Annotated in this window: 11 protein-coding genes; 3 read left to right on the top strand and 8 right to left on the bottom strand. The window is 69.5% G+C overall.

Going from position 1 to position 14,328, the window contains the following annotated elements:
- Positions 1 to 123: 123 nt before the first annotated feature.
- Both ACLU3S_RS30520 and ACLU3S_RS30515 read right to left on the bottom strand, forming a co-directional pair.
- Positions 124 to 825 (bottom strand): ribonuclease HII, encoded by a 702-nt coding sequence (locus tag ACLU3S_RS30520; RefSeq protein WP_413955208.1) that lies wholly within the window; start codon positions 823 to 825, stop codon positions 124 to 126.
- An 80-nt stretch (positions 826 to 905) separates the two neighbouring features.
- The gene (locus ACLU3S_RS30515) at positions 906 to 1,529 is read right to left on the bottom strand and encodes a TetR/AcrR family transcriptional regulator (protein ID WP_413955209.1); all 624 of its coding nucleotides are present in this window, start codon (positions 1,527 to 1,529) and stop codon (positions 906 to 908) included.
- Between the two features lie 188 nt (positions 1,530 to 1,717).
- Between ACLU3S_RS30515 and ACLU3S_RS30510 the strand changes: the two genes are divergently transcribed.
- Positions 1,718 to 3,265 (top strand): MFS transporter, encoded by a 1,548-nt coding sequence (locus tag ACLU3S_RS30510; RefSeq protein WP_413955207.1) that lies wholly within the window; start codon positions 1,718 to 1,720, stop codon positions 3,263 to 3,265.
- Between the two features lie 299 nt (positions 3,266 to 3,564).
- Here ACLU3S_RS30510 and ACLU3S_RS30505 read toward each other — a convergent pair whose 3' ends face one another.
- The 3 genes from ACLU3S_RS30505 to ACLU3S_RS30495 form a co-directional block, all read right to left on the bottom strand.
- Entirely contained in the window at positions 3,565 to 4,470 is a 906-nt protein-coding gene (locus ACLU3S_RS30505; protein WP_413955206.1) for an ADP-ribosylglycohydrolase family protein, read from the bottom strand.
- Positions 4,471 to 4,543: 73 nt separating this feature from the next.
- On the bottom strand, positions 4,544 to 5,203 hold the full coding sequence (locus ACLU3S_RS30500; RefSeq protein ID WP_413955205.1) for a histidine phosphatase family protein: 660 nt from the start codon (positions 5,201 to 5,203) through the stop codon (positions 4,544 to 4,546).
- 164 nt (positions 5,204 to 5,367) lie between these two features.
- Positions 5,368 to 5,973 carry a YdbC family protein gene (locus ACLU3S_RS30495; protein WP_413955204.1) on the bottom strand — a complete coding sequence of 202 codons (606 nt, stop codon included), beginning with the start codon at positions 5,971 to 5,973 and terminating at the stop codon, positions 5,368 to 5,370.
- 150 nt (positions 5,974 to 6,123) lie between these two features.
- Here ACLU3S_RS30495 and ACLU3S_RS30490 point away from each other — a divergent pair, with 150 nt between their 5' ends.
- The gene (locus tag ACLU3S_RS30490) at positions 6,124 to 6,657 is read left to right on the top strand and encodes a TerD family protein (RefSeq protein WP_413955203.1); all 534 of its coding nucleotides are present in this window, start codon (positions 6,124 to 6,126) and stop codon (positions 6,655 to 6,657) included.
- A gap of 339 nt (positions 6,658 to 6,996) precedes the next feature.
- Here the strand turns inward: ACLU3S_RS30490 and ACLU3S_RS30485 are convergent, their stop codons facing one another.
- Both ACLU3S_RS30485 and nrdR read right to left on the bottom strand, forming a co-directional pair.
- Positions 6,997 to 9,882, bottom strand: a complete 2,886-nt coding sequence (locus tag ACLU3S_RS30485) for a vitamin B12-dependent ribonucleotide reductase (RefSeq protein ID WP_413955202.1) — start codon at positions 9,880 to 9,882, stop codon at positions 6,997 to 6,999.
- A 164-nt stretch (positions 9,883 to 10,046) separates the two neighbouring features.
- A complete protein-coding gene (nrdR, locus tag ACLU3S_RS30480) occupies positions 10,047 to 10,598 on the bottom strand; it encodes a transcriptional regulator NrdR (RefSeq protein ID WP_413955201.1) in 552 nt (183 codons plus the stop codon).
- Positions 10,599 to 11,158: 560 nt separating this feature from the next.
- Between nrdR and lexA the strand changes: the two genes are divergently transcribed.
- Positions 11,159 to 11,938, top strand: coding sequence for a transcriptional repressor LexA (lexA, locus tag ACLU3S_RS30475; protein WP_413955200.1), 780 nt, complete (start codon positions 11,159 to 11,161; stop codon positions 11,936 to 11,938).
- Between the two features lie 387 nt (positions 11,939 to 12,325).
- On the opposite strand, the gene ACLU3S_RS30470 is transcribed toward lexA, so the two are convergent.
- Positions 12,326 to 14,308: an ATP-dependent DNA helicase gene (locus ACLU3S_RS30470; protein ID WP_413955199.1), complete on the bottom strand. Its 1,983-nt coding sequence runs from the start codon at positions 14,306 to 14,308 to the stop codon at positions 12,326 to 12,328.
- Positions 14,309 to 14,328: the final 20 nt, after the last annotated feature.

Genomic DNA, 14,328 nt, shown 5'->3' with positions numbered 1-14,328 from the left:
CGCGGGGACCCTGGGCACTCTCGTGAATCTGAGGCTCCTCGGGAATGAGAGGCATGAGCTGATATTTATCAAACGTTGGTGCGACGCGGGTGACCGGGTGGCACGTCAGTGCGAGCGGAGACGTCAGAAATCGAAGCCGAGCTGACCCTCGATTTCCGGAACGCTTCCGTCCGCCCAGCTGCGGACCTTCTTGAGGTGCCGCCACCGGGGCAGCGCATCAAGATACGCCCACGACAAACGGTGGTGCGGGGTGGGCCCCCACTCCTCCAGTGCGGCCTTGTGCACGGGCGACGGATACCCGGCGTTGTCCGCGAATCCGAAGTCTGCATGGTCGATACCCAGTTCGGCCATCATTTTGTCGCGCTGAACCTTGGCGATCACCGAGGCCGCCGCCACGGCCACACACGACCGATCGCCCTTGATCACCGTGCGCACCCGCCACGGGGCGCCGAGATAGTCGTGCTTCCCGTCGAGGATCACGGCGTCGGGGCGGACGGGCAGGGCGCCCAGGGCGCGGCCCGCGGCGAGCCGCAGCGCGGCCGTCATCCCCAGGTCGTCGATCTCCTCAGGAGTGGCATGCCCCAGCGCGTAGGACGTCACCCATGTCCGCAGGACCTGGGCCAGTTCCGTACGCCGCTTGACGGTCAGCAGCTTGGAGTCGGTCAGGCCCTCGGGGGGTCGGCGGAGTCCGGTGATCGCCGCGCAGACGGTGACGGGTCCGGCCCAGGCGCCGCGCCCCACCTCGTCGACACCGGCGATGACCTTCGCTCCGGTCGTGGCGCGCAGGGAGCGCTCGACGGTGTGAGTAGGCGGTTCGTACGGCATGGCGCCCTTAGATTACGCCGCCGGAATGGTCACGCGACACCCCGGTCGCCGTCCGCCGCCGGGCTCACGGATGCACGGTGTCAGCGGCCGTAGGGCCGGAGCAGCGGAAGCATCAACCGGTCGACCATCGCTTCCAGATCCCGATCGCTCCATTCGCTTCCGTACATCTTCGATCGGTACATCATCATGGCCGGGATGGCGTCGAAGACATAGCCGTTGGCCGCGTCCGAGCGCACCTCGCCCCGCTCTATGCCACGGGTGATGACCTCGCGAAGCAGTTCGACGGTCGGCTCCACCACCTTTCCCACGATCACGCCCTCGAAGCGTTCGGCCTGCACTTGATCGCATTCGTGAATGACAGAGCGCAGGGCGGTGCCGGGCAGCGAAAACATGATCTGCCGAACCTGCCGGCACAGGGTGAGAAGGTCCTCCCGTACCCCGCCGAGGTCGGGGGCCGTCTCCATGCGGGGCAGTCCGGACACCAGCGCGTCCGCGACCAGGTCCTCCTTGGAGGGCCAGCGGCGGTAGACCGCGGCCTTGCCGGTCTGGGCGCCGGCCGCGACGCCCTCCATGGTCAGACCCTTCCAGCCGACCGTGCTGAGCTGCTCCAGGGCGGCGTCCAGGATGGCGCGCTCGAGCACCGCACCGCGCCGACGAGGGGAAGCCGGCCGGGCATGGTCGGCCGTCCAGCGCGAGGTATCCATCTGTGTTTCTCCAGCATGCAAGTGAAGCGGGGGTTCCGGGGCGGAGTGGGCGCCGTGCAGCAGCAACAGGGGGACGCCAGTCGCGGCGCGCGTTTAAGTGAACGCTTGCGTTCACTGTCGGGGACTCACTACGGTGGGCGCAACAGTGAACGCAACCGTTCACTAACGCCTTTGTGGGGGACCCATAAGTGACGACCTCTCAGCTGCTCCATGACCAGAAACCGGGCGTGGCCCGCCGGGCGGGGCATCCCGGCATCGCACTCACCGTCATCGCGGCCTGCCAACTCATGGTGGTACTCGACGCGACGATTGTGAACATCGCGCTCCCGCACATTCAAGACGCGCTCAAGTTCAGCACCACCGACCTCACTTGGGTGGTCAGCGCCTACACGCTCACCTTCGGCGGCCTGCTGCTGCTCGGCGCGCGGGCCGGTGACATCCTCGGCCGCCGCCGGGTGTTCATGACCGGCATCCTCCTGTTCACCTTCGCGTCGCTGCTGGGCGGTCTCGCCCAGGAACCCTGGCAGTTGCTGGCCGCACGCGCCCTGCAGGGCGTGGGCGGCGCGATCGCCTCCCCCACGTCGCTGGCGCTGATCACCACGACGTTCCCCGAAGGTCCCGAGCGCAACCGGGCGTTCGGCGTGTTCGCCGCCGTGTCCGCGGGCGGTGGCGCCATCGGCCTGCTCGCCGGTGGCATGCTCACCGACTGGCTGGACTGGCGGTGGGTGCTGTTCGTCAACGTGCCCATCGGCGTGCTCATCGCGTCGCTCGCCCCGGTGTACATCAGCGAGTCCCAGCGGCATCCGGGACGTTTCGACATCACGGGCGCGCTGACCTCGACGGCGGGCATGGCCTCCCTGGTGTACGGGTTCATCCGCGCCTCGGAGGACGGCTGGCGGGACGGCCTCACCCTCGGCTCGTTCGACGCGGCCGTGGTCCTGCTGCTGGCCTTCGTCCTCACCGAGACCCGGGCGAAGGAGCCGATCACTCCGCTGCGGATGTTCCGCGACCGCAACCGCTGGGGCACGTACGTGATCATGCTCAGCCTGGCCGCGGCGATGTTCGGCATGTTCTTCTACATCGTGCTCTTCGTGCAGGACGTGCTCGGCTACAGCGCCATCAAGGCCGGCCTGGCCTTCCTGCCCGTGACGGTCGCGATCACGATCGGTGCGGGGCTGTCCCAGCAGCTCCTGCCCCGCCTCGGCCCGAAGCCGTTCATGATGGCCGGCACCATCCTCGTGGTGATCGGGCTGGCCTGGCTGACGTTCATCCGGCCCGGCAGTTCCTATCTCGGCGGCGTGCTGGGCCCCATGCTGGCGTTCGGTTTCGGTATGGGCCTGAACTTCGTGACGGCCACCGTCACGGCGGTCTCCGGGGTGGCCCAGCACGAGGCGGGCGCGGCCTCCGGCCTGCTCAACGCGATGCAGCAGGTGGGAGGTTCCCTCGGGCTGTCGATTCTGACGACCGTCTTCGGCTCCGCCGGCAAGGACGAGGCGAAGAAGCAGCTGCCGAAGTTCCTCGCCAACGGTTCGGCGGAGGAGAAGGCCCAGTTCGCCAAGACGCACCAGCTGCCGGCGTCCTGGGGGCACGAGGTGCTCGCCCACGGCATCTCCACCGCCTTCGTCCCCGCCGCCGCGATGGCCGCCATGGCGTTCCTCACCGCCTGGCTGGTGATCCGGGTCCGCAAGAGCGACCTCGAATCCCTCGCGGGCGCAGCGGGACCGGGCATCGGCTGAGGCGACCACCCGGGCCGCGGGGAGCCGCGGCCGGCCGGACCGCTGCCGGGCCACGGACGGCACACACGGCGGTCCGGCCGACCACGTCCGGGCAACCATCGCCCACGACGGAACCGAGCGGGGAAGCAGCACCAGGAGCAACGCCGCGAATGCCATGCCACGCCTCCTCCGAACCTCGCCTTCCACCTCCCCGCCGCGCCTGCCGCGGACACCGAGCGGTGGATACAGGAAGAACGCCGGTCAGTGACGGAGAGTTCCCGGCGGACACGCAGAGTTCCGGCTGCCGCGGCTCGCGCCGGTCAGAGTCCCGTGGGAACCCAGTCCGGCAGCGCCTCCGTGCGCTCCACCCAGTCGGCGGGCGGCATCCCGGCCTTCCCGGACGCGAGGACACCGCCCATGATCGCGCAGGTGGTGTCCACGTCCCCGCCCACCCGAGCCGTGGTCCAGAACGCCGTCTCGTAGTCACCGAGGCTCCGCGCCGCGGACCAGAGGGCGAAGGGAACGGTGTCGTGGGCGGTCCTGCGGCGTCCGCACCCCAGCACGGCAGCGACGGTGACCGCGTCGTCGTAGTCCAGCATGTTCCGGGCGCGGCGGAGGCCCTGGCCGACCGCGCTCTTGGGCACCAGGGAGATGACGCCGTCGAGGAGCGCCTCCGGGCTGGGCGGGCCCTCCGGCGATGCGGCGAGCGCCGCGGCCGCCGCCACGGCCATCGCTCCGACCACGGCCTCCCGGTGCTGGTGCGTGGGATAGGACGAGATCTCCGCCTGGTGGGTGGCCTGCTCGGGGTCGTCGGCGTACCAGGCGCCCAGGGGCGCGATCCGCATCGCCGCGCCGCTGCCCCAGGAGCCCCGTCCGTGGAAGAGCGCGGCGGCCGGCTCCCGCCAGTCCTCGCCCTCCCGGACAAGACTGAGCAGCCGGCTGACCCCGTGGCCGTAGCCCCGGTCGATGTCGTGGTGGTCGGCGAAGGAGCGGGCCAGGGCGTCCTGGTCGATGCGCTGGTGAGCGGCCAGGACGGCCACCACGGAACAGGCCATCTCGGTGTCGTCCGTCCACCGCCAGTCACCGGCGGGCAGCTCGCGCCGCTTCAGCGACGGGTAGTTCGCCGGAACGAAGAACTGGGCGCCCAGCGCGTCGCCCACGGCCAGTCCACGCAGGCTCGCCAGGGCGCGCTCCAGGCGGCCGAGAGAAGAGGAGTCAGCGGTCATCGCTCTGCCACTCTAATTCGTCGCCCATGGATACAGCACTCCCCCGGTGGTGTCGCCGGGCCGGTCCGAGGGGCTAGCCCGTGGCCCAGTAGGGCGCCGGCTCACGCCAGCGGTCGAAGGGCCGGTCGAGTGTGTACTTGCCGTTCTCCCCGAGAACGAGCATCCGCACCTCGCCGTTCCCGGGATTGGACAGCGACTCGAACTCCGCGACCGTCCAGTGGAACCAGCGCATGCAGAACAGCCGCATCGCGAGTCCATGGGTCACCAGGAGCACGTTCGGCGGGTGGTCGGGGGCTTCGAAGCTGCGGAAGAGGCTCTCCAGGAACCCGCCGACGCGGTCGTAGACGTCGGCGCCGGACTCCCCCTGCGGGAAGCGGAAGAAGAAGTGCCCGTAGGCGTCGCGGTACGCCTTCTGCACGCGTACGTCGTCGCGGTCCTGCCAGTTGCCCCAGTCCTGCTCCCGCAGCCGGGGCTCCTCGCGCACGCGTACGAGGTCGGGGTCGAGGTGGAAGGCGCGAAGCGTCTCGTGCGTACGGCGGTAAGGGGAGACGTAGACGCTCACGCGCTCCCGGCCGAAGAGTTCCCGCAGCTGCTTGCCGGTCTCCTCGGCCTGCCGCCAGCCCCGCTCGGTCAGTGCGAGGGCGTGGTCCGGCTCCCGCTCGTACACGGAGTCGTCGATGTTGCCCGTCGACTCGCCGTGCCGGACAAGGACGATGCGCCGTGGTCGTGCCATGCCAAAACCCTAGATCGAGCGGCGGAAAGTCGAGCACTCGCAGGGGTCCCATACGGCGTATGTCACATAAATCAGGAGCGCTCCACGAGCTTCAGGGCGCGCAACGAGCCACTCAAGCCTAATCCCCACGACCGAGTCTGTTTTTCCAACTCGCGGGCGCCGCGTCAGACCGTCCAGGACGGCTCCAGCTCCACGATGTCGCCGGAGAGCGCCGCGACGTCCGCCTCGGTCTGGGCACGCAGGGCAAGGCGTTCCACCCGCTCGGCGCGGTACTTGCCGTGCTCGGCGGCCGACCGCCACATCGACAGGATCAGGAACTCCTGCTCGGGCGCCTCGGCGAACATGCCGCGGACCATGCCCGGCGACCCGGCCATCGCCGGGTTCCAGACCTTCTCCTGCATGAGCGTGAAGTGCTCCACGCGGTCCTCGTGGATCCGGCAGAGGGCCACCCGGACGAGGTCGGTGTCGGTGAACCGCGGCTCGAAGCCCGTCTTCACGTCGAAGCGGTACTCGAAGAGCTTGGCCTGGGTGTCCCTGAACGTGCCGGACTGGGCGGCTGCCAGGCGGTCGTGGGAACGGGCCATGAAGGAGTCGTAGAAGGCACGGCTCTCCCAGAAGGCGAAGATGTGCGCCACCCCCGGCCGCTGCCGGCTCCAGCCTCCGCCCTGCCCCCGGAAACCCGGCTCCCCCAGAAGCCCCGCCCACTTCCGCTGCCCCCGCTCGAACCCCCGGCGGTCCACCACGGTGCAGCGAATCCACTTGACCAGCACCGCGCCATCGTAAGGCCACGGGGCGTGGCGCCGGTCACGCTCCGGCGGAGATCGCCCGCGCATGCGCCCCGGCGCGCATGGCACGATAAGCAAGCAGCCCTGACTCCACGGGAGTTGGGACGAGGTGTCGGCAGGGAAGGGGGAGGCCTGGTGACCGGCTTCAGCAAGGGCATCCGCAAGGTCGAGGTCGCGCTCAAGTGGGACCCGAGTCCGCCCGGTCGACCGGCCACCGATCTCGACATCGTCGCCGCGACGTTCGTCGCGGGCGACGCATACGGGGCTCCGGCCTATCTGGTGCACTTCGACAGCCGTTCACCGGACGGCACCATCTTCCTCAACCGGGACAGCACCGACGGCAAGGGGTTCGGCTGGGACGAGGTCATGACGCTCGAACTGGACCGCCTCGACGGCCGGTACGCGCGCGTGGTGGTGGGTGTCGTCATCCAGCAGCATCCGGTGCGCAGGACGTTCGCCGACGTCCTGAATCCGGCCACGCGCATCCGGGAGGGCTACACCGTGCTCGCCGAGGACGACTTCGGTGCGGTGCCCGGCGCGACGGCCGCCACCATCGCCGAGTTCGTGCGGGACGACTCCGGCGCGTGGGCGTTGCGGCCCGGCGTGCACGGGTTCGACGAGGACCCGGCGGAGTTCACCCGGGTCATGGGCAGGACGCGCCGGCCCTGAGGGTCAGCCCGCAGAGGGGGCGACGATCGCCAGGGTGCCGGCGAGGGCTTCGAGGACCGCCTCGCGATGGGTGGGCGGACGCGCCGGCTCGTCGGTGTTGCGCCTGCTCAGGCCCGGTCGGCCAGGACGTAGAGCATGCGCGGCGTGCGCATGGTGTTGGAGGCCCATCCGGGCACCGGGCCCGGCTCCCCCGCACGAAAGGCTGGCGTCCGCTGACGTCCGCGTCGTACCTCCGCGTCGTGGTCATGACGGAGGTTACAGCGCCACGGGATGCCAAGTGCCGGAAAGGTAAGGGGCGCCGGCCTGGTCGGCGCCCCTTACCTCAGGAAAGGCGTGTCATCAGCTGCAGCCGCTGGTGGAGCCGCAGCCCTCGCAGATGTAGCAGGAACCGGCCCGCTGCATCTTCGTACCGCAGGAGAAGCACAGCGGGGCGTCGGCCTGGATGCCCAGCTGCATCTCCACCAGCTCCGCGTTGGTGTGCGCCTGCTGCGGAGCCGGCTTGGCCGCCTCGGGCTCGGCCTTCGGCGCGGCCACGGCCTTCAGTTCCTGCGCGCGCGGCGCGGACTGGGCCAGGCCCTCGACGTCGACCTCGTCCTCGGCCGGTTCGTAGGAGCCGGTCTCCAGGTGCCGCTGACGCTCCTCGGCGGAGTGGATACCGAGCGCCGAGCGGGTCTCGAAGGGCAGGAAGTCCAGCGCCAGGCGGCGGAAGATGTAGTCGACGATCGACTGCGCCATCCGCACATCCGGGTCGTCCGTCATGCCCGCCGGCTCGAAGCGCATGTTCGTGAACTTCGAGACGTACGTCTCCAGCGGCACGCCGTACTGCAGACCGACGGAGACGGCGATGGAGAAGGCGTCCATCATGCCCGCGAGGGTGGAGCCCTGCTTGGACATCTTCAGGAAGACCTCGCCGAGACCGTCGTCCGGATAGGAGTTGGCGGTCATGTAGCCCTCGGCACCGCCGACCGTGAAGGAGGTGGTGATGCCGGGACGGCCCTTGGGAAGGCGCTTGCGGACCGGGCGGTACTCGACGACCTTCTCGACCTTGGTCTCGACGGCCGTGGGCTCCTCGGCCTTCTTCTCCTCCTTCTTCTTGGCGGAGAGAGGCTGGCCGACCTTGCAGTTGTCGCGGTAGATCGCGAGCGCCTTGACGCCGAGCTTCCAGGCCTCGTAGTAGATCTCCTCGACCTCCTCGACGGTCGCCGTCTCCGGCATGTTGACCGTCTTGGAGATGGCGCCGGAGATCCAGGGCTGGATCGCGGCCATCATGCGGACGTGGCCCATCGGGGAGATGGCGCGCTCGCCCATGGCGCAGTCGAACACCTCGTAGTGCTCGTGCTTGAGGCCGGGGGCGTCGATCACGTTGCCGTGCTCGGCGATGTGGGCGACGATCGCCTCGATCTGCTCCTCCTGGTAGCCCAGGCGGCGCAGGGCCTGCGGGACGGTGCCGTTGACGATCTGCATCGAGCCGCCGCCGACCAGCTTCTTGAACTTCACGAGCGCCAGGTCGGGCTCGACACCGGTGGTGTCGCACGACATCGCGAGACCGATGGTTCCGGTCGGCGCGAGCACGGACGCCTGGGAGTTACGGAAACCGTTCTTCTCACCGAGACGGACGACGTCCTGCCAGGCCTCCGTGGCGGCGGCCCACACCGGGGTGTCCAGGTCGTCCATGCGGACGGCCCTGCCGTTGGCGTCGGCGTGCTGCTTCATGACGCGCTTGTGGGCGTCGGCGTTGCGGGCGTAGCCGTCGTACGGGCCGACGATCGCGGCCAGTTCGGCGGAGCGGCGGTAGGCGGTGCCCGTCATCAGGGAGGTGATGGCGCCGGCGAGGGCACGGCCGCCGTCGGAGTCGTAGGCGTGGCCGGTGGCCATCAGCAGGGCGCCGAGGTTGGCGTAGCCGATGCCGAGCTGGCGGAACGCGCGCGTGTTCTCGCCGATCTTCTGGGTCGGGAAGTCCGCGAAGCAGATCGAGATGTCCATCGCGGTGATGACCAGCTCGACGACCTTCTGGAAGCGCTCCGTCTCGAAGGCCTGGTGGCCCTTGCCGTCGTCCTTGAGGAACTTCATCAGGTTCAGCGAGGCCAGGTTGCAGGACGTGTTGTCCAGGTGCATGTACTCGCTGCACGGGTTCGACGCGGTGATCCGGCCGGACTCGGGGCAGGTGTGCCAGTTGTTGATCGTGTCGTCGTACTGGATGCCCGGGTCGGCGCAGGCCCAGGCGGCCTCGGCGATCTTGCGGAAGAGGGCCTTGGCGTCGACCTCCTCGATGACCTCGCCGGTCATCCGCGCGCGCAGGCCGAACTTGCCGCCGTCCTCGACCGCCTTCATGAACTCGTCGTTCACGCGGACCGAGTTGTTGGCGTTCTGGTACTGGACGGAGGTGATGTCGTCGCCGCCCAGGTCCATGTCGAAGCCCGCGTCGCGCAGGACGCGGATCTTCTCCTCCTCCTTGACCTTGGTCTCGATGAAGTCCTCGATGTCGGGGTGGTCGACGTCGAGCACGACCATCTTGGCGGCGCGGCGGGTGGCACCGCCGGACTTGATGGTGCCGGCGGAGGCGTCGGCGCCGCGCATGAAGGAGACGGGCCCGGAGGCGTTGCCGCCCGAGGAGAGCAGTTCCTTGGAGGAGCGGATGCGGGAGAGGTTCAGGCCGGCGCCGGAGCCGCCCTTGAAGATCATGCCCTCTTCCTTGTACCAGTCGAGGATCGACTCCATGGAGTCGTCGACGGACAGGATGAAGCAGGCGGAGACCTGCTGGGGCTGCGGGGTGCCGACGTTGAACCAGACGGGGCTGTTGAAGCTGAAGATCTGGTGCAGGAGGGCGTAGGCGAGCTCGTGCTCGAAGATCTCGGCGTCGGCGGGCGAGGCGAAGTACTTGTGCTCCTCGCCGGCCTTCCGGTACGTCTTCACGATGCGGTCGATCAGCTGCTTGAGGCTGGTCTCGCGCTGCGGGGTGCCCACGGCACCGCGGAAGTACTTGCTGGTGACGATGTTGACCGCGTTCACCGACCAGAAGTCGGGGAACTCGACGCCACGCTGCTCGAAGTTGACCGAGCCGTCGCGCCAGTTGGTCATGACGACGTCACGGCGCTCCCAGCTCACCTCGTCGTACGGGTGTACGCCGGGGGTGGTGTGGATGCGCTCGATGTGCAGTCCCTTGTTTCCCGCCTTGCCCCCCTTGGCTCGGGAACCTCGTGCCGGACCGCTCGCCGTCTCTGTCATGCCGCCTCCCTCTACGGGCAAAAACGCCCTGAAGTGCCCCGATTGTTCCCGTGGCACGGTGTTCTGTCGTGTGTTGCGGGCACCCTCAGCTACCACCCGCAACAGGTCTTCGGTCGCCGCCTCCCGGCCGGAACCCGGATGTCCTCCGGGCTCCGGCCCGCCGGTCAGTCGGCGGCGTGGGCGGGCACGGGAGCCTGGGCGGCCCCGCCGTGCCCGCGATCGTCTTCCTGGTTCCCCGTTTCCGCGTCCTCGTCGTCCACGGCGGGGCTCGGAGTCGCCCGCCTCAGCTCCGCGATGGCCGCCTCGAAGTCCTCGAGCGAGTCGAACGCCCGGTAGACGGAGGCGAACCGCAGGTAGGCGACGAGGTCGAGCTCCTGCAACGGGCCGAGTATGGCCAGCCCCACGTCATGGGTGGTCAGCTCGGCGCTTCCGGTGGCCCGCACCGCCTCCTCGACCCGCTGGCCCAGCTGGGCCAGGGCGTCCTCGGTGACAGGCCGTCCCTGGCATGCCTTGCGCACGCCGTTGATGATCTTGGTACGGCTGAACGGTTCGGTGACGCCGGACCGCTTGACCACCATCAGCGAGCACGTCTCCACGGTCGTGAAACGACGGGAGCAGTCGGGGCACTGGCGGCGCCTGCGGATCGACGTGCCGTCGTCGGTCGTACGACTGTCGACCACGCGGCTGTCGGGGTGCCTGCAGAAGGGGCAGTGCATGATCTCCAACCCTCCTCACAGCAGACTCAACGGCCTCACGAGCCCCAGGGGCCCCGCGAAGCAGCCCTAAGCATAGGCGATCGTGGAGCCGTCCTGGACCGGGGGGACCACAACTTCTGGGCTGCTGTAGCCATCCAACCACTAGATGTGGGGATTGGCTCATACACCGAGGCAGAATCGCGTGTCGCGAGGAAACGGGGCCGAGACCGCAGGAGCGACCCGCCGGAACACGCGCGCGCGGAACCGTACCGCTGTGGCGCATACGGAGATAGCGTGGGCGCCGCACGGAGGACGCGTAGGACTCCGGCGCAGAAGGCACCCGCTTCCCGGCAGGCCGGGTTCCGGATGGCAGACTGGGGACGCAGCCCACGAGGTCAGCAACCCCGGCGGTGAAGAGTACAACAATGAATACTTTTGTCCGCCAGGTGCCGCGTTAGCCATACACCCAGACACATGACTGCGTCAGGTGAATCGCACTTTTTCACTCGAACGTGTGTTTGGCGCAACCTTTCGAAAGCAACTACCGTTGTCCAGCAGGGAGACCATCGAGAGGGGCCGACGTGACCACCACCGCAGACAGTGCCACCATCACCGCCCAGGACCGCTCCCAGGGCCGAGTCGAGCCGGTACACGCGATGAACGAAGCCACGAATCCCGAGGGACACAAGCGCTCCCTGCCGGGCCGACCTCCAGGCATCCGGGCGGACAGCTCGGGGCTCACCGACCGGCAGCGCCGGGTGATCGAGGTCATCAGGGACTCGGTGCAGCGACGGGGCTACCCGCCGTCGATGCGGGAGATCGGCCAGGCCGTCGGCCTCTCGAGCACGTCCTCGGTCGCGCACCAGCTGATGGCACTGGAGCGCAAGGGCTTCCTGCGCCGCGACCCGCACCGCCCGCGCGCGTACGAGGTGCGAGGCTCCGACCAGGCCGTGAGCGTGCAGCCCACGGACACCGCCGGCAAGCCCGCCGCGTCGTACGTCCCGCTGGTCGGCCGCATCGCCGCCGGTGGCCCGATCCTCGCGGAGGAGTCCGTGGAGGACGTCTTCCCTCTCCCCCGCCAGCTCGTCGGTGACGGTGAACTGTTCGTCCTCAAGGTCGTCGGCGACTCCATGATCGAGGCGGCGATCTGCGACGGCGACTGGGTCACCGTCCGCCGCCAGCCGGTCGCCGAGAACGGCGACATCGTGGCCGCGATGCTCGACGGCGAAGCCACCGTCAAGCGCTTCAAGCGCGAGGACGGCCACGTCTGGCTCCTCCCCCACAACTCGGCCTATGAGCCGATCCCCGGTGACGACGCCACCATCCTGGGCAAAGTCGTCGCCGTGCTGCGCCGCGTGTGACGGCCGCGGCGGGCGGGCCGACCGGCTCCGCTCCCTGACCGGGCCCCGGAACCCCTGCGCCGGTTCCGGGGCCCTGCTTGTGCGCGCATGGGCTCACGATCCCGGAGTCGCGTGTGCACGAGGCGGTCACGATGCCGGAGCCGCATGGGCACGAGGGGATCACGGGCTCCGCGGCCCCACTGCAGGTGCACGAGGGGGCCGCGATCGCGGAGCCCTGCGTGTGCACGAGGTGGTCACGTGCCCGTCGGTTCGGGGCTCGCGGACGGCGTGGACGGTGTGGCCGCAGGCGCGTGTATACGGAGCACGGCTGCGTACGGTCAGCGTGCTCTCCGGCGCCTTCACATCGCGTGGGGTGGGTCGACCTGTGCCGGTCGACCCACCCCATGATCACTTCTCCTCCGCCTCGGCCTGCTTCGCCGCCGCGTCGATCGCCGCGAGTGACCTGCGCACCTGATTGCGGTCCGTGGTGTACCAGAAGTCCGGCAGCGAGGCCTTGAGATACCCGCCGTACCGCGCGGTGGCCAGCCGCTGGTCCAGTACGGCGACCACGCCCCGGTCCCCCGACGCGCGTACGAGGCGGCCGGCGCCCTGTGCCATCAGCAGCGCCGCGTGGGTGGCGGCGACCGCCATGAAGCCGTTGCCGCCCGCGTCCTCCACCGCCTTCTGGCGCGCGCTCATCAGGGGGTCGTCGGGGCGCGGGAACGGGATCTTGTCCATGACGACCAGCTGGCAGCTGGACCCCGGGACGTCGACGCCCTGCCACAGCGAGAGCGTGCCGAAGAGACAGGTCTTCGGGTCGGCCGCGAAATTCTTGATGAGTTCGCCGAGCGTCTCCTCGCCCTGGAGGAGGATCGGGAACTCGGGAATCCGCGAGCGCAACTCCTCCGCGGCGAGCTGGGCCGCCCGCATGGACGAGAACAGACCGAGGGTGCGGCCACCGGCCGCCTGGATCAGCTCGGTCAGCTCGTCGAGCATGTCACCGCGCTCGCCGTCCCGCGCGGGGCGCGCGAGGTGCTTGGCGACATAGAGGATGCCCTGCTTGCGATAGTCGAAGGGCGAACCGACGTCGACACCCTTCCACTTGGGCAGGTCCTCGCCCTCGACACCCTCGGGGCCGAGCCCCAGGGAGGCGCCGACGCCGTTGAAGTCGCCGCCCAGCTTGAGGGTCGCGGAGGTGAGCACGACACTGCGGTCCGCGAAGAGCTTCTCCCTGAGCAGACCGGAGACCGACATGGGGGCGACCCGCAGGGAGGCGCCGAAACGGTCGTGCCGCTCGTACCAGACGACGTCCCACTCCGAGCCGTTCACCACCCGTTCCGCCACGTCGTGCACCGTCTCGACCGAGGCCAGTGCCTGCTTGCGGACGGCGTCCTCGTCCTGGACCGACTTGTCGCGCGTCGTGCCGATCGCGGAGATGACCGTGCGAGCGGCGTCCCGGAGCGCCATCAGGGCGTAGGCCAGGTCCTCCGGGATCTCCTCCAGGCGGCCCGGCAGCGCCAGCTCCATCAGCCGCTCGAAGCCCTCGGCGGCGGTCTGCAGCTGGTCGGCGGCCTTCTCGTTGACGAGCTTGGCGGCGCGGCGCACCGCGCGGTTGACCTGGCCAGGCGTGAGCTCGCCGGTGGCGACGCCGGTGACCCGGGAGACGAGTTCGTGCGCCTCGTCGACGATCAGCACCTCGTGCTGGGGCAGCACCGGCGCGCCCTCGATGGCGTCGATGGCCAGCAGCGCGTGGTTCGTGACCACCACCTCGGCGAGCTTGGCGCGCTCGCGGGCCATCTCGGCGAAGCACTCGGCGCCGTAGGCGCATTTCGACGCGCCGAGGCACTCCCGCGACGACACCGACACCTGCGCCCAGGCCCGGTCCGAGACGCCCGGGGTGAGATCGTCCCGGTCGCCGTTCTCCGTCTCGTCCGACCAGTCGCGCAACCGCAGCAGATCCTGGCCGAGCTTGCTGGTGGGCGCCGCGGCCTCGAACTGGTCGAAGAGTCCGTCCTCCTCGTCCTGCGGCATGCCCTCGTGGAGCCGGTGCAGGCACAGGTAGTTCGACCTGCCCTTCAGCATCGCGAACTCCGGGCGGCGGCGCAGCAACGGGTGCAGTGCCTCGACCGTGCGGGGCAGGTCGCGCTCCACCAACTGGCGCTGCAAGGCGAGAGTGGCGGTTGCGACGACCACGCGCTCTCCGTGTGCGAGCGCGGGCACCAGATAACCCAGCGACTTTCCGGTGCCGGTGCCGGCCTGGACCAGCAGGTGGGATCCGTCGTCGATCGCCTCTGCGACCGCTTCGGCCATGGTCACCTGGCCGGGGCGCTCCGTGCCGCCGACGGCTGTGACGGCGGCATGCAGGAGTTCGGAGACTGAGGGCTTCGTCATAGCCCGACCACCCTACGGCC

Source organism: Streptomyces sp. AF1A, from assembly GCF_047340315.1.
Lineage (GTDB): Bacteria > Actinomycetota > Actinomycetes > Streptomycetales > Streptomycetaceae > Streptomyces.
The sequence above is the reverse complement of the archived record's forward strand: the minus strand, read 5'-3'. Positions and strand labels throughout refer to the sequence as shown.